Origin of the sequence: Bradyrhizobium oropedii, from assembly GCF_020889685.1 — a bacterium.
In the GTDB taxonomy this organism is placed as follows: domain Bacteria; phylum Pseudomonadota; class Alphaproteobacteria; order Rhizobiales; family Xanthobacteraceae; genus Bradyrhizobium; species Bradyrhizobium oropedii.
Window position 1 is genome coordinate 1 of record NZ_JACMYO010000170.1, and the last position, 18,766, is coordinate 18,766.

Sequence of the window (18,766 nt, forward strand, 5' to 3'; positions counted from 1 at the left end):
CTGAGGCTGCGCGTGCTGCTGCCTTGACGCTGTCAGCCAGTACGCGACGTTGAGTTATGATTTCCGGCGGCAGCTCTGCCTTGTCGACCGAGTTCATGTCGAGCTTGGCACTCACGATGTAGCCGTTTTGGGTGGCCGTCGCGTCCGTTAGATGGACCACATATTCGATCGCCTTGTGGGCCGGAGTGACCGTGATGCCATGGTCGTCCGGCTTCGGACTTCTGAGACCGGCACGGCGAGGGAGATCGTCCATAACGAGATTGGGTTCGCCGAGTGTCGGCGGGACCGGCATAGTCCATCGCACTCCAACTTTGACGAGATCGACTTTGACAGGCCCCATCTCGAGTCGTCCATCCGTGGTCACGTCCGCAGTCAACGTATCGCAAGGCATCGTAGCGCCGAGTGACAGAACTGGATGCCCGTCCACGTTCTTGTTAGTCAGCTCGACCGTGCCCGCTACATGCTTTCCGGTTCCTCCCTCCAACCCGAGGACGGTCCCCATGTTCACCACTGGTTTGACATGCGCGTGAACCTTGGCGTGCAAATCCATGCGCAAATCGGTAGCAAGCGCCACACCTTTGCCTGGCATCCACACCGCACTCGGCGGCCCGACGTTCATCGTCGCATTGATATCGGTGGCATCGGGCAGTTCGAGCAGGATGGTCTCGTTGTCCACGAGGTGCCCCGTTACGCTGGTTGAGTGGACAACGACAGTCCGGTTCACTTGGGGGAGCGTGCTCAGTTTACTGATAAAACCAACCAAAGCCTTTCCGCTAAGGAAAAAGGCGAAATCGCTTTTTTGCTCCCAGTCTTTGGTTGCGCCTGAGACCTGCTCCCGCAACGTAGCGATCCGTGTTTCAAGTTCTGCAGGCTGAAGATCAGGAACGGCAGGCGGGGTCACGGGAGCCTGACCGGGGGCTGAGGTGGCGGCCAGAAGCCATACACCCGAGTGTAGAAACACGGGCGCAGAAAACGAGAAGCGCTGCTCCAGGACTTTGCCGGGCAAGCTCACACTGAGCACAACGGTACCGTCGGGGGCCTTGATGGTCGTATCGCTTTTGAACCCTGTGTTGAAGCTGATGCGGTCTTCGAACGGGACCGCGACGGTAAGATGATTGTCGAGAGCGATCATCAGGCCGGAAGAGATCGCCTCCGATAGGAAATTCCGGCCACGAATGTCGAGGAAACCCCAATTGAACTGCGGCTCCGCCTTCGTGACGCCAACTGCGAATTCCGCCGTCGCAGCCGGCCTGTCGTCGGCTTGGGGCGCAATGCCGCGAAACGAAATATTACCTTCCAGTCTCAGATTCACCGCGCGACCGCGCTGTGTGCTTGCGACCTTTATGTCGACGATAGCTCCCGTGAGCCCAAGGCCGGGCTGGACTCGCGCATTTTCCACCGTAACCACCAGATCGCCGAGTTTGGATTTGATTGGACTGATCGTCGTGCCGGCGAGTTGCTTGAGCGCCTTGTCGATGACTGCATTTGAGAAAAATACCGCTGTGTCGGCATCTTGCGGCTGATGCGTCTGGGCGAGCGTTTGATCGGTAAGCGTCAGAGCTACCCAGTCCGCCGCCGCTCGCTCGTGAATGACGTAGTCGCGCCTGTAGGTACCCCAGCTGGCAGCGACAGCGACAAGCGCGACGATAAGCAGGCCTGCAAGCAGACGTCCGGCACGCATCATTTCTCTCCGCGGACTGTTTATCGTTCCTCACCGTCCAGCACCAAGCTAACCGCTAATTGCGACATCACAATATCGGAAGTTGCGGAGAAACGCCTGACGATTTCAACGAAATACGGAAAGCGCGCCGACCGACCTGCCCGCTGATCAAACCCGCGTGGGGCGGGCGTCCAAGCGATGATGGTCCGTCAGCACGTTGAGTCCGCTTGGGGTCATTCGCGACAGGGCCGGGCCAGCAGCAAGTCCGGCGATGTCCGTTATGCCGCCAAGCGGAAGTAAATTCAGAGCATTAGGTAGTGGTCGCCGCCGACGAACATGGGCACACCAACGAAGGCGTCCCATGCGAATGCCTGCCCGCGCAACCTCGCAAACTCACGCTGATATCGGATTGACCGCCCAAATCGTCAGCGTCATCGAGGGTCGCCGACCTCTGCCCAATAGAGGCGCTCCTGCTCGGCCTTCAGGTCTTCGAGAGATACAGGGATCGGATCGAGGTCGACATTGTACATCGGCAATGGCCAGTGCCGATACAGTGTATTGACATGATCCTGAGCCGCGGATTCGTCCGGCAAACTTTCGGCAATCAGTCGAGCCACAAGTTGCTCGGTTAGACGTTCCGCGTCTTGCAGCGTCTCCTTTTCCTGAAACTCAAGCTGCCCCCAAACCTCTGATGTGGCTTGAATCCCCTCTACCGTGAATATTCCGCAGGCGGCCATCGCGTCGACAACCTGCACAACGGACGGCATGCGCGACGGGTAGTCGCTTGGGTGGACGAGGGGTGCATTCCAGACCGGCGTGCCATCCTCGTAGGCCTCGACGTCCGCGTAGAGCTTGCTCTCTCGCTGATAGATGGCGGAGTTCGGCATGATGAACTCGCCCATAGTCCCTTCGAGATCATGGGCCTTGCGCAGCGGCTCGACGGCTTTACGGAGGTCCGCGACATCAATGGACCACCAGTCGGACAGCTGGGCGTAAATCAGCCGTTCGCGGTGCCCGTAAAACCTGCCAACCAATTTGTTCACCTTGCCGGCGAGCCGCTTCTCAGGGTAGCGGACGATATCGAGCAGGATGAGAATCTTCGCCGCCTCCTCTTTAGCGAATCCCGCAAGCACCTCGGCTTCTCGCGGCTTTTCTCGCAGTTCAGCAGACGCGGACCAAAATCCCCTCGCGCTGGCGTGGATAATCGGAATCCCTTCTGCGATGAAAGCAAGCCGATCGGTGGCCGACATTTGGCAAATGCGGCTAGCCTGTCTCTGTCCAATCTGCAGCTTTTTCATCATCGTCCTGGTCTTCGTCATGTGCCGGCAGGGAATCCGGAAACTCACCCGCCAACACTTTATCTTTACTGAGCAGGCCGGCGTCCTCCAGCGCTTCCATATCCGGAAGATCGCGCAGCGTCTCCAAGCCGAAGTGTGACAGGAAGGCCCTGGTCGTCACGTAGGTGTAGGGCGCGCCGGGTTGCGGGCTGCGCGCGCCGCTCGCGATGAACCTCAATCCGCGCAGACGCCCGATAGTATCGCGGCTGACCTCCTTGCCGAAGAAGGATGACAATTCGCTGCGATTGATCGGCTGGTAATAGGCGATGCAGGCGAGGATCAGCGCTTCGGTCTGCGACAACGCCTTGTCGCCGCCGGCAGCCCGGATCGCCTCGGCGAAGTTTTTCCTGGCGCGGTGCTGCCAGCCGCCCGCGACGGAGACGAGCTCGTAAGGCCGGCCGCGCAGCTCGTCGCGGATGTCGTCGATGACGAGATCGAGGTTGCAACCGCGGCCAACGACGCGCGTCAGGACCTCGCGCGTCACCGGCTCGGGCGAGGCGAAGATGACGGCCTCGACCCGGCCCATCCATTCGCGCCAGCGCAGCTCCGGCGGCAGGTCGGCCAATTCAGTGTCGAGATCCGCTTTCGGCCGCGCGCGCCGCCCCATGTCAGAGACCGTAGAGTCGGAAGGTCGGCCGGCCGGTGAGCTCGCGCACCGCGCCGAGCGACACCAGTCGCTCGAACAGGCGCCGTGTGCTGCGATCGCTCGCCGTCTTGCCGGCGCCGGCGGGCTGGGCATCTTCCATCATCAGGATCCCCACCATCGCGTCGGCGTCGCGGCTGCGGCAGCGCCTGCATAGGCCTCGGCGCAGGCCGCCAGCCAGGCGTCGTCGATGCCGCCCGGTCTGCCCGCAGATCGGCCCGGCTGATCTGGCCGGCGATCAGCGGGACCGCCAGCGGCCATCTCAGGCGATGGGCGAGGACGACGTCGGCCAGCCACAGGGCCAGCGGCTCGCTGTGCGGGATGAAGCGCACGCTCGCTGCGGCAATTTCCGCCGCCGCCGCGACGGCGTTCCCCCTCCCTGCCGCCAGCTTCGCCGCGGCGGTGACGACGTCTTCGAGCGCGGCGTTGAAGCCGACCTCGAACATGATCGAGAAGGAAATCATCCAATCATCAGGTGCCATGGCAGCGCGCTCGCCGAGATACCGCCAGGCCTTGAGGATGCGCCCGCCCGGACCGAGCTCATCGATCTCGCGGCGCAGATACCAGGCGTCGCGCAACGCCGCCTCGTCTTCGGTGCGCCCGCCATGGCGGGCGAGCACAGCGGCGTTGGCCAGCGACAGGCGATGCCGCCAGAGCAGGCCGAGCGGGTGCTCGCTGCGCGCGATCGGATGGATCGCAGCAAGCGCGGCGCCGGCAAAAAACATCGCGTCATCAACCACTTCGGATGGTCCGATCTGCCGTGCCCATCCCGGAAAGGGCGGGAAGGTCGGCGGGGGCTCGGGGATGATTCGTGCACGCGAGGGCATGGTCGAACCTAACCCAGCGCGGCGCTTATAACCATCTGTCGGCCCAAAACCGCCGCACCTGTCGGTGGATAACAACGAACGATAACGTTGCCTTATCGTTCGTTTTTCTCTTATTAGAGGAATGCCCGATCTCGCCGCCCAGGACCCCGAAAATGATGCGCCAAAGCGGCTCTCAGCCACCTCAGAGCCCGGCTCCAGGCGGCGATCTTTCTGTCGTCGCGGCGTCGGCACGTCAGCGGCCCATCACTTCACTTCGACGAAGACACCCTTTAGAACATAGCTAGACTGTCTAGCTAGGAATGTGCACCATGGAATGGCCGCTGCAGGATGCCGAAAACCAGTTTTCCAAGGTGGTGCAGAAGGCGCGCCTCGAAGGCCCCCAAATCGTGACCCTGCGGGGCGAGCGGGCCGCCGTAGTGCTGTCAGCCGCCGATTACGACGCGCTCCGCTCCGGCCGGCCGACCCTGGTCGACGACTTGCTGGCCGGGCCCAGCTGGGATGACGACCTGGCTGAGGCCGTGACGCTGCGCGCCAAGACCCCCAGCCGCGACGCGGCGTTCTGATGTATCTGGTCGACACCAATGTCGTCTCCGAGGCGCGGCGCGGCGCGGCTCGGCGCAGGCCAGGGACTGGCTGCGCGCGGTCGATCCGGCCAGCATCCACCTCAGCACCCTCACCCTCGGCGAAATCATGCGCGGCATTGCGCTCAAGCAGAAATCGGACCCGAAGGCGGCCGCCCATCTGGCCGAATGGCTGCGCAAGCTGCGCCACGACCACGCCGACCGCATCCTGGCGGTGACCGACCAGATCTCCGTCGAGTGGGGGCGTATCGCCGCGATCCGGCCCCGCGGCGACATCGACGGGCTGGTCGCCGCCACCGCGATCGTCCACGACCTCATCCTCGTCACCCGGAATGTGGGGGATTTCGAGGATACGGGCGCAACGGTGATCAATCCCTGGGAGGAGTCGGCATGAGCCCCCGTCCAGCGACCGATTCGGAACCGCTCGCAGCCGCCCCGCCTGACGCCGCTGGGACGGAGATCGAGCCAGATCCCGCCGGCGCATCCCTCCCGGTTCGGAGCGGCCAAGGGCCCTCGACCGTCTGGCGCGCTATTCCGTCCAACGCCTCCAAACGGAACATGACACGGCCATGCTGGAGCAACTCGGTCAGTCGTTCATCATAGAGGCCGTTTTCGATTCAGGGTTCAGGCGTGCGGTCTGTATCCCGTGCCACGTCAAAGTGATACGATCCTCGCAACTCGCGCTCGCATCGGAAGCCAGCTGGAAAAACAGTTCGCACAATCGAGGTCTCGCCGCTGCCTGACGCAGATCTTCGACCATGGCCTGCCGGAACTCGTCATTATCGAAGTTCACTGTGCCCCCCAGCCTATTGAGGAAGCGAGCGTAGTCCTGCGCCCCCGGTTCGTCGGCGAAACGCTGCATGCTGCCACCGCCGCAGGGTCCTGCCCAACCCAGTCTGCGACGACATCGTGTAGCGGCGGGGGCCCGGATTCCGTCGGTTCTAACGAGAAAAGGATCTGCGGGCCGGCATAGTCGTCGGCAAGCATGGCCGTCGTCAGATTGGTCTGCAACAGCTCTTGCAATGGATTGTTCGTCAAATCGACGGCGGCGTTGTGGCCTAGCTGCAGCAGGCTCTCCGGTACGTCCGTCAGCTGATTGTTGCTGACGTCAAGTGCTTCGAGGTCAGCTGGGACTTCGGGCAGGCGGACCAGTTGATTGTCGCTGACGCTGAGCAATTCGAGCCCGGACGGGAGGGGCTCGGGTAATTCGGTCAGCTGGTTGTGGTTGACATCCAGGTTTCGAATGCTGGCTGGAAGATCGGGTAGGCTGGTCAGCTGGTTCCTTCGAGCGGAGAGATCCCGAAGCGTTGCCGGAAGGGCCGGCAGACTGGCCCAGTCGGTTGCCGTCGACGTCCAGACCCCGGAGCCCGGCTGGAAGGTCAGGTAGGCTGGTCAACTGGTTGCTTTCAGCGCCGAGCTCCTCAAGCGTTGCTGGAAGGCTGGGCGGACGGGTCAGCTGGTTGTCATCGACGATGAGGATCCGGAGCCCGGCTAGAAGATCAGGCAGGCTGGTCAGCTGGTTGCCGCGAGCGAGGAGCTCCCGAAGGGTTGCCGGAAGGGCAGGCAAGCTGGTCAATGGATTCCCGCCGATGATCAGGGACCGGAGCCTGGATGGCAAGTCTGCGGGCAGGCTAGTCAGGCTGTTCATGGAGGTCTCGAACACACGAAGCCGGGCTGGAAGATCGGGCAGATCGGTCAGTTGATCGCCCGATACGTTGAGCTCCCGGAGCCGGGCGGAAGTTCGGGCAAGCCAGTCAACTGATTGTCCATCACGTCCAACGCCCGAAGCTCGGGCGGGCGTGCGGCGGGCAATGCGCTCAGCGACAGGGAGGAAAGATCCAGCGCCTCATTGAAATTGCCATCCTCCAGCCAAGCACTCGTTTGATTGACGGCCGTTTGGCGATTCTCGTCGTCGCCCTGACCCTCTTCGGCCGCCCAGTCCTCCAGAGCGCGGTCCTGCGACCAGACGGCGTCGGCAGTGGACGGCCGCGCATCCGTCAGGGCCTCGTTCCACTGCGCCGCGACTGGAGACCCCGCTTCTGAGGCTTCGGATTGAGACGCTTCGGAATCGGAAATTTCGAAAGAACCATCAGCATCAAGCTGCGCCCGATCTGTATTCATTGTTGCCGCCTCTCCCTTGACAAATGAAGGTAATGCGCTGGAGCGCCGCTTCCGCCAAGCCGATCGCTCATCATCGACGATGATCCATCGAGAAGACGACGCGGGCGATCATGGAACGCGGTTCAAGTTAGAACAGCCGAACACGCTGCCTGGACCGACGCACCAATGGTCGCTGCCAGATACGTGGACGAATCTGGTTCTCGAACGGGTCGCTATGTTGAGGGGATCCAGCTACTTCTCCCCTTCCGGATTTGAGCCGATCAAGTCGGGCCCCTTGTCTGGATAGAGGTGTTCTCATGCTAGAGGGCTTAGCTGTCGATCAGCTGACCAGCCTCATCGCTTGAAGAAGTCCAACTCCTTGCGACTTGCTAGCGGCCTATCGCTCAATGCAGAGCCAAGTTTCGCCGAGATGACCATCGTCACTGTCCCCGCTTCGCGGCAGCGCGGTGTAAAAAGTTCGGGAGAAGCACTCCGGCGGAAGCGCAGTGATCGTCAGCTTGAGTTGGGTGAGGAGGTCTGCCGACGTCAGCTTGCGTCGACTGTCAATCCTCTCCTTAGAATCCCTGTCGAGATGGTAGCTGTGGTTCGAATAGCCGATCCTGTCACGGCCACGACCGCGTCGGCGTGGCGCTCGTTGTGCTCTGCTGGCATTGCCGTCAGACTCGGGCGTGGAGCTCTGGAGATTATAACGGGGCCATATTGGGATATTGGCGAGCGAAATAGCCTGGGTTCCGTCCGACAACAACGGCGGCGAATGAAGACGGTACAGGTTTCGGCTGACACTCTGATGGTCGACGTGCGATCCCGGCCAGCTCCCCCGCTGGCCACTCCGATCAGAGCATTATAGATGCCGCGAACGCTGCTTCCGATTTTTCCCAGCAGCGCACCAAGAGATGTCGCCCTTTCTCGATCTTCTAGCCTCAGCCTCTCGTCTCTGACTTTCTGTATGGATTCAATTCGCTAGCGGTCCGATAGTCATCCAGATTTCCGCCCAGAAACAGTACCTCGCGCTCCTCGGTTGGGGTATCGCTCACCCATGCAAGATTGGGTTCATCATTCTCAGTCCCGTCCTCAAGGATCCTGACGATCTCTTCGGCCGTCCAGGTGGTGACCCTTGGCACGGTGTAGGTATGCAACTCGTTCGCGCTTTCCGCGATTGCTTTGGCGCCATACCCGTTGTCATCGTCTGGCGACAGGAGCAGTTGTGAGGCCTCCTCGGACAGTGATACAAAAGGCGAAGAATTGGTGTCTCCTCTCATGTGCTCTGCCGCTGCGCGACCCAGATCAAGTTGTTGGCCTCCCCAAATATTCCAGGGGGCGGCGTCGTAACGCAAAGCCGCCATGGAACGCAAATGGTCCATCGCGCTTTGACGGTCCAGCACATGTGGCTTGCAATGGCTGGCGTGATTTTGAAAGCGCTGCAGCTCGGCGTACGACGATGCCACCACGTCGTCGTAAACGCGGCCACTATCGATGCCGCCGGCTGATGGCCCAGTCGCTTTTGACCATCGTGCCGATCTTTGCGCAGCGAGTTCGATTTCTCTTCTGAGTTCCGCAACGGTTGTGCAGGTCAGCGTTGCGGCAAGCTGAGCACGCGCTCTGATAAAGGATGCAGCTGCGTACCGTTCGTCCCCCTGAATAGCCTGCGCTCTCAAATTGCCTTCCGTGTCAGTCCGGGACGATCCGGCCCCGGGTGCATCTGATGTTTGGAGTATTGGCTGAGGCTCTCCAAGCCGCTGCTCAAAGTCTGCTTGCCCCGTTTCTTCCTGTTGCGGCTCGACGTAATTCGCCCAAGCCGCGGATGGGCTGATATTGTCAAACGGGTTCATTCCGTTTTCCCTTTGGTAGCCTTGGCGATATCAATCGGACAAGTTGATCCGATTTGAGAGTCGCGCGGGTCGGAAACCGAGACGTGCACTAACGTCTATAAAATGGAGCGGATCTGGTTCTGGACGGGGCGGTATGTTGAGGGGATCCAGCTCCTTCTTCTGTTCCAGATTTTGAGCCCATCAAGCCTAGCCTTGTCCGGATAGAGATGGTCTTATGCTAGAGGGTTTAGCTGTCGATCAGCTGACGAGTTTCATTGCTTGAAGAAAATCCAGCCCTTGCGACTGTGCTGGCCTTCCATTGTTCATCGCAGATGGCGCCATCGTCGCCATCCGGCAGTGTGAAAGGCCGGGAGACGCGGCCCGGTGGAGGTGCAACGATCCTTAGCTTGAGCTGTGTAAGGAAGGCTGCTGAGGCAGGCTTGCATCGATCGTGAATCGATGCCTCGAAAGTGCCAGTCGAGACGCTGGCTCTGGTCCGAATAGCCGATCTTGTCACAGCCATCGGCCTCGTGACCGGTTGTCTGGATCGATTTGCCTAAACAGTCCTTGCCAGGCGATGATGCATCGCGAGGTATTGACGAAAGTAGCCGTTCTGGCTCGCCTCCGCAGAAGGCTGCCTTATGACAGCGCGCCAGTCTGCAGGCCGCCGCCCGCACACGGCCATCGTCCAACCATGCGGCGATAGCTCTCACCGATCCACGAAGCAAGTCGATTTGGAAAGTCAATGCGATCCTTACTGCCGGATATGGTAGGGGCGACGTAGCTGCACTTTGAGATACTCTGTTCGAGCGACCCGCTCGTAGTCAAACGCCAGGGCAGTTCGGAAGCCCGAATCGTGACCTTTGGATCCGTAAGCTATCGGGCAAAATCTGCAAGACGATCATGAGAAAGCGATTGGAAAATTATAGAGCTGACGATGGGTGTATTGTCCCATTGAGCAATCTGGATGTAAGCGAGGCCAAGCGCTTTCAAGACGGCAGCATATGGGGTTGCTTCGAGCGGTTGCGAAGGGAAGATCCCGTTCACTACTGTCAAGACAGCCCTCATGGTCCATATTGGTCCCTGACCAAATACCGGGATATCGTAGCGGTTGATACAAACCACAAGGCATTTTCGTCAGAGCAAGGTGTTACTATCGTCGAAGTGCCTGACAAGCACTGGACCCCGAGTTTCATCAAGATGGGGCCTCCCCGGCACGCCGAGCAGCGCAATACCGTGAGTCCGATAGTCGAACCGGAAAGCCTGACGAAGCTCGAAAGCTTGATCCGCTCCCGGGTCAGGGCGATTCTGGACGGCTTGCCGCGCAATGATGTCTTCAATTGGGTGGATCTGGTCTCCATCGAATTGACGACGCAAATGCTCGCCACGCTATTCGATTTTCCTTTTGAGGATCGGCGACTCTTGACCTATTGGTCAGACGTAGCTGTTGCAACTCCGAAAGCAGGCCATGCGATCGACAGCTGGGACAAGCGAAGCACGGTCTTGTCCGAGTGCCTGGGCTATTTCACTCGGCTTTGGAACGAGCGCATCGATGCCGGTCCGCGCCTCGACCTGATTTCCTTAATGGCGCACTCGCCTGCCACTCGCCAAATGCAGCCGAGCGAGTTTCTCGGCAATTTGATTCTGCTGATCGTGGGCGGGAACGACACCACGCGCAACTCGATTACCGGCGGACTCCTGTTCATGAATCAGCACCCCTCCGAGCTGCGAAAGCTGCGCGACAATCCCAAGCTGGTCTCGAGCGCCGTGTCCGAAATTATTCGATACCAGACGCCGATCGCACATATGCGCCGTACCGCCGCGACCGATAGCATCGTGGGCGGGAAACAAATCAGGAAGGGCGACAAGGTCGTGATGTGGTACATCTCCGGCAATCGGGACGAAGAGATCATTGAGAACGCCAACAGTTTCGTCATCGACCGCAAGAATGTGCGGCAGCATCCCTCATTCGGATTTGGCATCCATCGCTGCCTTGGTCGACATCTTGCGGAGCTGCAGTTGAAGGTTCTCTGGGAAGAGATGTTGAAGTCGCGGCTGAAGGTCCAGGTGGTCGGCGAACCCGAGCGAATTGCGTCTAACTTTGTGCATGGCTATTCAGCACTCCCCGTGCAAATTGCAGCTTAGGCTGTGAGGCTCCGGCTTGGAAGCCGGCACGCTGCTTTAGCCGTCTTCCAGCCAGTCTCGCGGCTGCACGGTAAGAAGTGCGTTTGATCGTTGCGAAGAACTTGCTGCATCTCGAGAGCCCGTCAGCCGTCAGACAGACGTTGAAGCGTGTGCGAGGAGCGATGAACGGTAGTGCCGGGCCAATGGCTTTGCGTTCTCAACTGCCAGAGCCGGTCCAGAGGCGAATTCGACATTCGAAAGGTGCCGTTGACCTTGCTCTATTGACGTGCAGGTGATGAGCTCCGTATTGAAAATCGTGGCGGTGGCGGCGATTTTCCTTGGTGAAGCGCTTTCGGTCATCGCGGAGTTGATCGCCTCAAGGCAGTTTCGAAAAACAGGCGGGGATCTGACAATGCTCCTGCCGATGTTCTTGCTGATATCGCTCGGCGGTGTCCTGCTCGTTTGCGGATACGCACTGGGCTACATGCATCTCAAGAATATCTGGATCATTGTCGCAATATCCGTGGGAGCTATTTTGGTAGTGGAGCCGATTCTCACGCTTCTGCTCTTTCGAGACGTGCCGACGGCGGGTTCGCTGATCGGGCTGGCACTCGGCGCGCTTGGAACGCTCGCTGCAATATGTCTATGAGGGGGATTCTGACCGGGGTTGGGTGGACGACAGCTTCGGTCAGGTTGTACCTTCAAAGGAGTTACGCAACGTCGGTTCTGCTCGATTCGGATGTGAAGAGCAGAAGTCGCTGTTGACCGATGTTCTACGTCTCGTCACAATCGTTGCACGACCGCTGGGTTCGTAAGCTCTTCGGTCGAAGTCTCCTTCCCGGAGAGCGGGACGTGCGCGGAAGCCGTAGGGCTCTCCCTATCGATATCGCCGGGCATTTTGCCTCTCTACAATCCACCAGTCCATCAGGACACGAGCACTTTCGTGTCGGCTCTCCAGTATTTGGGATGACCTTGGCCAGGTTCGTATGGACAGAGCCGTCGGCATAGGGCGGACTCTTAAGGATCGTGCCACGGCCTATCCTGTCGCAGGCGACAGCGAAGACCACGGCCTGGGAGCGTCAGGCCGCGGTCATGCACTGCGGCTGGCTATCCCGCAGCTGAAGCGGTCCTCCGCGTATCGTTGCCTTCAGCAGCACGGCAGCTGCCATGGAAGTGGAACCCACGGTCGGCTGGGCTTTTCTGGATCCGGAAAAGCTCTTCGTCAGCTACTCGTCAGCCAGGCGGCCTATCCAGGCTGGCTGCGCATTCTCGACGTTATCGGAGATGAAATATGACGGGCATTGGCCGAGCTGGCAAATCGCACGTTGGGCTACAGTCGTCACTGGCTTAACTCTCGAGCTGCGGCGGGACATGAAAACGTCGTGATACACCGCGGCAAGCTCACGCCCGCGTTCTGTAGGTCCTTGTTGAGCACCGTCAGCGGCAACCCGTGGTACGCTCCTCTCGACGCGGAGCACGCATCGATGCAGTTTGCTCGACTGGGGAGGTAGTTAGCTCCATCTTCCTGAAGGCGGCCGCGTTCGCGCGTTTGACCTGTGCCACAACGAATTCAGCCTTTCGCTTCGATGTCGTGTCGACGACGCCGATCGATTGGCGACGTTGGTCGTCAAGTTCGAAGGCGAAATGGTGCTGGCGGCATTATGGACGGTCGACGGGTTTGTTCGTCGATCCCTGAAGCCCGGCCCGTGGGAAGACCTACTTCGTCGGTACGATCGGACGTCGGCGCTCGCGGGGCGGGTCGAAGGTGCGACATGAAGGCTGATCTTCCATTTTGGCCGGCCGCGCTGCGGCAGGATCAGGCCGCCGCTTATTGCGGGTTGTCGGTAGCCACGTTCGTCGCGATCTGCCCGGTCAATCTGATGACGCGTCCATACTGGGTCCGCCTTCGCGAGATTCGCCACGGCGTGGCCCAAAGTCAGCATCTCGTTGGTAGCGAGCGCATGTCTCGCTTGCCATACATCCTGCACCGGGTTGCTATCTGCTTGTTCGAGCCAAAACAGATCGAAGTGGCTTGCCAAGGTCTCCAGATACGCGTTGAGTTCCGCTATCTCGGGGGGGTCCTGGGTGATGAGGTTCTCGTTGAGAAAGATAGTCGGGCATGTCGGGGGCTCCCCTTGTTCGTTGCTGTTGTCTTGGGGCTCCGTCGGGCCAGACCTTGCTCCACCTGATATTTAGTATGCGGCGAATCTTGAGGTCGCCCATGGCGGGCGCAGATTCAGCCGCGCATGGAGTTGCTCCTGCCCTAGCGTCGTCGCCTCCCTACCAACCAGATAGGCAGCCGGTTTGGCAATGTCAGACTCCGGTTGGCGTAGATCCACGACTTTTCACCATCAACAACGCGATTTTGTCGTCCGGTGTTTTTGAAGAATTTCTAGCGACCGGGATTCCGACTTGCAGGAATGCCGCTTAGGCTGTGTTCGAGCGCAAGCAGGCTTGGACATGGACGCAAGGAAACTGCCGACCGTACAGGAATTTCTGCGGTTGAAATTCGCAGTGATCACTGGAGATCACGGTGATCCGAAGTGGGTCGAGATCACGACGCCCGGCGCAGGCTCAATTTGCCCATCGAGCGTCGAGTGTGCCGTTTCACTGAGGCGACCGAGGAGCCGGGGTCGGGGGAGATTAGCCTAGGACCGGTAGCTGTCTGCGATCGCAAAGGCTGGCGCTACTCTCTCGATGGTCGGGACTGCGATGCCTTCCTGATCGAACACGTCACGCCAGGTTGTGGCTATTGTCGCGATCCGATTGATCTCGGCTTGCGCCTCTTCAAGGTTCAATCCGAAGTCTCCGCACCGCGACAAGCAGTTGCCGATGCTTGGATAGACCCCGGATCTGCCGACTGCGATGGCCTGTTCCGGCAGCATGTCTGGTTGAGGAAGCACATCGAATGCCGGCGAGATATCCCAGCCTTCGGTGCCGTAAGTCAGCGCGTGGTTCTTCAGGTGGTCATCGCGATTTCCGCACAGGACATTGAAGACCATGCGGCCGAATAACTCCTTGCGAGCTTTGTCAGGACGTATCGCGTGACGCAGCAGTTCGGAGGCTATGGCGAAGTAGGAGCCATCCGCGGACGTCTCGTCTGCGTTGATCAGCGACAATGCGCTCAGATAATGGACCGTTGGCGAATAGTCTGGCCCTTCCGAGCGATCGAACCTTTTCACGAGGATCGCTTTCCGCGAGCCGACATCGACCAGGCGCGTTTCAGCGACATCCAACCCGCACTTGGCGGCAAGGCGCATGGTTGCGTGTTCGGCGCCGCACTGGTTGAACGTGTCGGTGGTGCGCTCGAATTTGGCGATCCAGAGACGGTCGTTTGCTTCAATGACTGCCTTTGGCCTGGCGCCTCCCATGGAAACGCCCGCAGTGTAGATGCGTGTAGCATGGGGATTCGCTGGCAGACCTGCCTCGAGCTTCGCGAACTCATGGGCGATGGTGTCGAGCGATCTCAGATGCAGTCGCTCCGGGCCCGGGGCTGCTGAAGCCAATTCCGGCTCTGGGCCAAACGCGAGGCAGCCTACCCGGTCGCGCCCGGCCGCATACAGCCAATCGACGGGAGAAAATAGCTTCCCAGGTTCAAGCCGTGCGACCAGTTCGCGGCCCCAAAGATCCGGTGTTGCGTCGGCGAGCGGTCCGAACAGGCATCCACGCTTGACCGTGGTGAACGTCTCGCGGGAAAGGGGCAGATTGGTGGGATCCAATGGGAAAGCGTTCGGGTGCCGCAGCCAAGACCCAGCATAGCCAAATTCGCCAAAGGCGCGCGCGCCGGGGGGTCTTACGTAGCGATAGCGCCCAACCAGCTTGGGTCGATCGTCCGGAAGGCGAGAGAAAATGTAGCATTCAGAGCTGGTCAAGTTTCACGTCCGCAGCAGGTCTGACCCGTTTCGGCAACCGGGCCATTTCGAGCGTCAGGCCGATTTCGTCCTTCGCGGGATCTAACGCCGCCATCAAAGCCGGCGACAGATCGAGAAGCCATAGCGCGGCGAGAAAGGTCCCCAGCGAGACGCCAGGATCACCTGTTTCGAGTTTTCGTAAGGTTGGCAGCGACACGCCGAGGCGCCCTGCGATATCCGCGGCTGTCTTGCGACGTCGGATACGGGCAGTTCGGATGGCTTCTCCCACCCGAGGAAGCATTTCGGTAACGGGATAGGGTAGCCCAACGAGCTTTTTCATACCACTATAAATATACTATGACATGATAAATGCAATTATTATTTCATTGTCGCCGATATACCGGAACTCCGGCCTCTTGTCAGCGTGGATAAACCGGGTGGAAATCGGCCAAGCATGAGGGTGGGCCGAATGGCACCGAGATCGCGATTGAATGCCGAACAGTAGCGGCTGAATACTGCCGCCATCACCGCATTCAGAGGTACTACTCGCCAACGCTTGTTGTGGGGCGCGATGTCCTTCACGACTACGCTGGACAACAAACGAAAACTGTCGGCCAGCGTGCCATTCACACTGCGTTCGTACAACATTTCATAGAGGCGATTGAATAGTTCGGCAGAGATGCGGCAATTGCTAGCTTATCGCGCTTAACTATGACACAGCGTTGCCGAAGCGGCAGAGCGTGAAAGCGCTGGCTGTAGCGGGCATTGTAAGCCTCGTTTACGAAGCTGTTATCGTCCATTCCATGCCCGGCGATCAACGCTTCGATGCGGGCCACAAGCACAAAGTCGTCCGCGGCTGTATCCTTCAATGCCCGGAGGCCTCCGGAGAATTCGTTGGGCATCGGCGAGGGGATGCCGCTCGCCAATAAGCGAGTTCGTCTTCGAAAAACAGCTGTCTTCCAGCGCAATCCCGGCAGCGCCACGCTGACGGAGTTTTGCATGCCAGCAGACGTGCATTGTTGAAGTTCCCTAAGCCGCTATCGCCGTCAACCAGAACAGGCAGTGTGGTTGAGATCTACGATCTGCTCGACTGCGTCGACGAGTTGACTCCATGACGCTTCGTTGGCGTCGCATAGCCAAAGAGCAGGCAATTGAAAGGCCCGACGCCCAGGGACCTTTGAAACCTACGCGCTCGGCGATCGCGGCGGAGAGGCCGTCATGCGCTTCCATGAGGAATGAGAGTTCGCTGCTGGAGCAGACCTGAGCTCGCAGCAGTTCAGTTAGTGAGGGATCAGCTCGTGGATCAGAGTCATTGTGGGGAACAGATTGCCGTGATTGGTTTTGCATGCCGATGCCTTGCCGGCGTGCTTGATCGGCCGACGTTCGTCAGTCGAAGGTGACATGGGTCTGTCATCGAGTTCAATTGCGAGGATTGCCGATGGCTTTGGGTGCAGATCAGGTTTGGGTCTCAGCTTGCGCTTATGATCCAATTCCAGACCGAGCGCCGCCTCGATGGCGGTTATGTGAGCCATCACTTGGTCGGTGCCGTCGGCGAGGAAGGCCCGGACAACAAAACAACAAAATGCACGACCGGGGTCTCAAAGAGTCAAAGAGTGGAGTCGTGCGCGCCGCCTGCAGCCCAGCCCAGCTTGCATCGCTGAAGAGCTGCAGTTCCGTCTTGGCGCGGTCATCGAGCGGTAGGGTGCTCGGCCGCTCTAGCTCGATCTCCTCACCCCAATGGTCCTTCACGATCCAGGGCTCAAGCGTGAGGCTGTCCGGATTGGCTGCCAGCCGCGGCCTGCGCGCCGTCAAGCTGGTCGTCTCCGACGCCCACGAGGGCATCAAGGCCACAGGCGTCGCGCATTGGGCAAGGAGTGAGTTACCATCAGGTGTCCCCGTCCGGCGTGGACCGCTGAAGTGGTTTGCGAGATCGTTGCTGCATCGAGTCTGGCCGCCGCCGAGTCTTGGCAAGTCTAGGAGTGTTCGTTCGTCGAGTGCAACACAATGGCAGTTCTTTAGGAATTGCCTGACGCGCCTTTCTCAGGACTTGCTCTCCTCGACCGGTGGGTGAGCAATGGTCCGGGGTTCAACGTCCGCTGACATAGACTCGACTATTCGATGATGTGTCGACGGTCGGCAGAAGTGCGCAGCGCACGAAAGGCTGTTAAGAGACGGAAGGTCTGTGCGACCTCGTCAGAGCTGTTCTTAGTCGACAAGGGAGCTCCATACTCAAGCTAAAGCTTAGAATCGCCGGATCCCCAATGCAAACAGAGAGATTACTTAATCGTAATATTGCGGACAGGACATGGATACGAGGGCAGCGGCGGAAAATGTAACTTTGCGTCACGGAGTGGCCAAGCAAGAATTTGAGCACGTCGCGAGGCTCCGCAAGGCAAGGCGCCGCGTCCTTCACCGCGAGCACGACTGGAGCAGGGGGCGGCGGCAGGTCGATGCGCGAAGGCTGGAACTCCGTCTCGCGGCAAGCTTGCCTGCATGATGGAAACTGGATGTAGGCTTCATGCTGTAAACGCGCGTCGGCCGCCAGGACACGCTGCCTCTCACGCTGTAGGCGAAGCTCACCTGCTCGGCGGGAACGCCGGCCCCGCAATCGCATCGGCGCCAATACGCGTTGGTATCCGCGAGCCGGCTGCCAACATCCTTCGGATATTCGAAGCCGACGCGCGCCATGTCCTGGGTCGCATTCGACTTGAGCTGCCTATTTTTCTGCCAGAGTCTCTTGCTCCCGCAAAATCCTATCCTATCTCAGCTCGGCCTGTGTGACTAGCACTCGCGGGCATTGATTGCTAACATCTGAAAATCCTCAAATCGTACAAACATTTAGGAGGGCTGCATGAAATTCCGTCCGCTTCACGACCGCGTCGTGGTCAAGCGTATCGACGCCGAAGAGAAGACTGCTGGCGGCATCATCATTCCGGACAGTGCCAAGGAGAAGCCCTCTCAGGGCGAAGTCATCGCCATCGGCCCCGGCGGCCGCGACGAGAGCGGCAAACTGATCCCGATCGACGTCCAGGTCGGCGACCGCGTCCTGTTCGGCAAGTGGTCTGGCACCGAGGTCAAGATCGACGGCCAGGACCTGTTGATCATGAAGGAAAGCGACATCATGGGCGTGCTCGAGGCTTCCGCTTCGAAGAAGAAGGCCGCCTAACCAACCGCTCGCACCGTTCACCCCTGAGGAGCGCCTGCCGGGCGCCTCGCCAAGGGTGAGATGAGACCAAGACAACTCAGGGAAACCAATATGTCAGCCAAAGAAGTGAAATTCGGCGTAGACGCGCGCGACCGCATGTTGCGCGGCGTCGACATCCTCGCCAATGCCGTGAAGGTCACGCTCGGCCCGAAGGGCCGTAACGTGGTGCTCGAGAAGTCGTTCGGCGCTCCCCGCATCACCAAGGACGGCGTCACCGTCGCCAAGGAGATCGAGCTCGACGACAAGTTCGAGAACATGGGCGCCCAGATGGTGCGCGAAGTCGCGTCCAAGTCCGCTGACGCGGCCGGCGACGGCACCACCACCGCGACCGTGCTCGCCGCTGCCATCGTGCGCGAAGGCGCCAAGTCGGTCGCCGCCGGCATGAACCCGATGGACCTGAAGCGCGGTATCGACCTCGCGGTCGAAGCCGTCGTTGCGGACCTCCAGAAGAACTCGAAGAAGGTCACCTCGAACGAGGAGATCGCCCAGGTCGGCACCATTTCGGCCAACGGCGATGCCGAGATCGGCAAGTTCCTCTCCGACGCCATGAAGAAGGTCGGCAACGAGGGCGTGATCACGGTCGAGGAAGCCAAGTCGCTCGAGACCGAG

The 18,766-nt window shown here is 59.8% G+C and carries 16 protein-coding genes and 6 pseudogenes; 8 read left to right on the forward strand and 14 right to left on the reverse strand.

Annotated features, from left to right (window positions below; genetic code table 11):
• From H8A95_RS33415 to H8A95_RS33430, 5 genes and pseudogenes are all read right to left on the reverse strand, one after another.
• On the reverse strand, window positions 1–1,681 hold a 1,681-nt coding region (locus H8A95_RS33415), incomplete at its 3' end, for a hypothetical protein (protein WP_229187053.1).
• Between the two features lie 410 nt (window positions 1,682–2,091).
• Window positions 2,092–2,961: a hypothetical protein gene (locus H8A95_RS33420; protein WP_229171141.1), complete on the reverse strand. Its 870-nt coding sequence runs from the start codon at window positions 2,959–2,961 to the stop codon at window positions 2,092–2,094.
• On the reverse strand, window positions 2,924–3,604 hold the full coding sequence (scpB, locus tag H8A95_RS33425; protein ID WP_229171142.1) for an SMC-Scp complex subunit ScpB: 681 nt from the start codon (window positions 3,602–3,604) through the stop codon (window positions 2,924–2,926). Before scpB ends, H8A95_RS33420 begins: the two co-directional genes overlap by 38 nt.
• A gap of 1 nt (window position 3,605) precedes the next feature.
• Entirely contained in the window at window positions 3,606–3,743 is a 138-nt protein-coding gene (locus H8A95_RS43915) for a DUF1403 family protein (RefSeq protein ID WP_274617687.1), read from the reverse strand.
• 157 nt (window positions 3,744–3,900) lie between these two features.
• Window positions 3,901–4,467 (reverse strand): annotated as a pseudogene (locus tag H8A95_RS33430) (DUF1403 family protein); the annotation flags it as partial.
• Between the two features lie 308 nt (window positions 4,468–4,775).
• On the opposite strand from H8A95_RS33430, the gene H8A95_RS33435 reads away from it, so the two are divergent.
• Together H8A95_RS33435 and H8A95_RS33440 are read left to right on the forward strand one after the other, a co-directional pair.
• Window positions 4,776–5,030 (forward strand): type II toxin-antitoxin system Phd/YefM family antitoxin, encoded by a 255-nt coding sequence (locus tag H8A95_RS33435; protein ID WP_229170574.1) that lies wholly within the window; start codon window positions 4,776–4,778, stop codon window positions 5,028–5,030.
• Window positions 5,030–5,442, forward strand: a pseudogene (locus tag H8A95_RS33440) (PIN domain-containing protein). The gene H8A95_RS33435 and the pseudogene H8A95_RS33440 overlap by 1 nt, the downstream one beginning before the upstream one ends.
• Here H8A95_RS33440 and H8A95_RS44565 read toward each other — a convergent pair.
• The 4 genes and pseudogenes from H8A95_RS44565 to H8A95_RS33460 form a co-directional block, all read right to left on the reverse strand.
• Window positions 5,417–5,910 (reverse strand): annotated as a pseudogene (locus H8A95_RS44565) (NEL-type E3 ubiquitin ligase domain-containing protein). The pseudogenes H8A95_RS33440 and H8A95_RS44565 overlap by 26 nt on opposite strands.
• The gene (locus H8A95_RS33450) at window positions 5,838–6,224 is read right to left on the reverse strand and encodes a hypothetical protein (RefSeq protein ID WP_229170578.1); all 387 of its coding nucleotides are present in this window, start codon (window positions 6,222–6,224) and stop codon (window positions 5,838–5,840) included. Before H8A95_RS33450 ends, H8A95_RS44565 begins: the two are co-directional and overlap by 73 nt.
• A gap of 519 nt (window positions 6,225–6,743) precedes the next feature.
• A complete protein-coding gene (locus tag H8A95_RS33455; protein ID WP_229170572.1) occupies window positions 6,744–7,169 on the reverse strand; it encodes a hypothetical protein in 426 nt (141 codons plus the stop codon).
• Window positions 7,170–8,089: 920 nt separating this feature from the next.
• The gene (locus tag H8A95_RS33460; protein WP_229170571.1) at window positions 8,090–8,998 is read right to left on the reverse strand and encodes a hypothetical protein; all 909 of its coding nucleotides are present in this window, start codon (window positions 8,996–8,998) and stop codon (window positions 8,090–8,092) included.
• Between the two features lie 882 nt (window positions 8,999–9,880).
• On the opposite strand from H8A95_RS33460, the gene H8A95_RS33465 reads away from it, so the two are divergent.
• The 4 genes and pseudogenes from H8A95_RS33465 to H8A95_RS33480 all read left to right on the forward strand — a co-directional run bounded on the left by H8A95_RS33465 (window position 9,881) and on the right by H8A95_RS33480 (window position 13,290).
• Window positions 9,881–11,122, forward strand: coding sequence for a cytochrome P450 (locus tag H8A95_RS33465; RefSeq protein WP_229170570.1), 1,242 nt, complete (start codon window positions 9,881–9,883; stop codon window positions 11,120–11,122).
• Window positions 11,123–11,396: 274 nt separating this feature from the next.
• Window positions 11,397–11,750 carry a hypothetical protein gene (locus H8A95_RS33470; RefSeq protein ID WP_229170569.1) on the forward strand — a complete coding sequence of 118 codons (354 nt, stop codon included), beginning with the start codon at window positions 11,397–11,399 and terminating at the stop codon, window positions 11,748–11,750.
• A 664-nt stretch (window positions 11,751–12,414) separates the two neighbouring features.
• A pseudogene (locus H8A95_RS33475) lies at window positions 12,415–12,612 on the forward strand (hypothetical protein); the annotation flags it as partial.
• Between the two features lie 261 nt (window positions 12,613–12,873).
• Window positions 12,874–13,290 (forward strand): hypothetical protein, encoded by a 417-nt coding sequence (locus H8A95_RS33480; protein ID WP_229170568.1) that lies wholly within the window; start codon window positions 12,874–12,876, stop codon window positions 13,288–13,290.
• Between the two features lie 459 nt (window positions 13,291–13,749).
• On the opposite strand, the gene H8A95_RS33485 is transcribed toward H8A95_RS33480, so the two are convergent.
• The 5 genes and pseudogenes from H8A95_RS33485 to H8A95_RS33505 form a co-directional block, all read right to left on the reverse strand.
• A complete protein-coding gene (locus H8A95_RS33485; RefSeq protein ID WP_229170567.1) occupies window positions 13,750–14,973 on the reverse strand; it encodes a type II toxin-antitoxin system HipA family toxin in 1,224 nt (407 codons plus the stop codon).
• A complete protein-coding gene (locus H8A95_RS33490; protein WP_229187054.1) occupies window positions 14,960–15,292 on the reverse strand; it encodes a helix-turn-helix domain-containing protein in 333 nt (110 codons plus the stop codon). The genes H8A95_RS33485 and H8A95_RS33490 overlap by 14 nt, the downstream gene beginning before the upstream one ends.
• Window positions 15,293–15,719: 427 nt before the next feature.
• Window positions 15,720–16,227: pseudogene (locus tag H8A95_RS33495) on the reverse strand (isocitrate lyase/PEP mutase family protein); the annotation flags it as partial.
• Window positions 16,228–16,232: 5 nt separating this feature from the next.
• Window positions 16,233–16,484: a hypothetical protein gene (locus tag H8A95_RS33500; protein ID WP_229170577.1), complete on the reverse strand. Its 252-nt coding sequence runs from the start codon at window positions 16,482–16,484 to the stop codon at window positions 16,233–16,235.
• Between the two features lie 988 nt (window positions 16,485–17,472).
• Window positions 17,473–17,667 (reverse strand): annotated as a pseudogene (locus H8A95_RS33505) (P-type conjugative transfer protein TrbG); the annotation flags it as partial.
• Window positions 17,668–17,803: 136 nt separating this feature from the next.
• Here H8A95_RS33505 and groES point away from each other — a divergent pair.
• On the forward strand, window positions 17,804–18,118 hold the full coding sequence (gene groES / locus H8A95_RS33510) for a co-chaperone GroES (protein ID WP_229170566.1): 315 nt from the start codon (window positions 17,804–17,806) through the stop codon (window positions 18,116–18,118).
• 90 nt (window positions 18,119–18,208) lie between these two features.
• A partial coding sequence (locus tag H8A95_RS33515) for a TCP-1/cpn60 chaperonin family protein (protein ID WP_274617688.1) occupies window positions 18,209–18,766 on the forward strand: 558 nt, incomplete at its 3' end.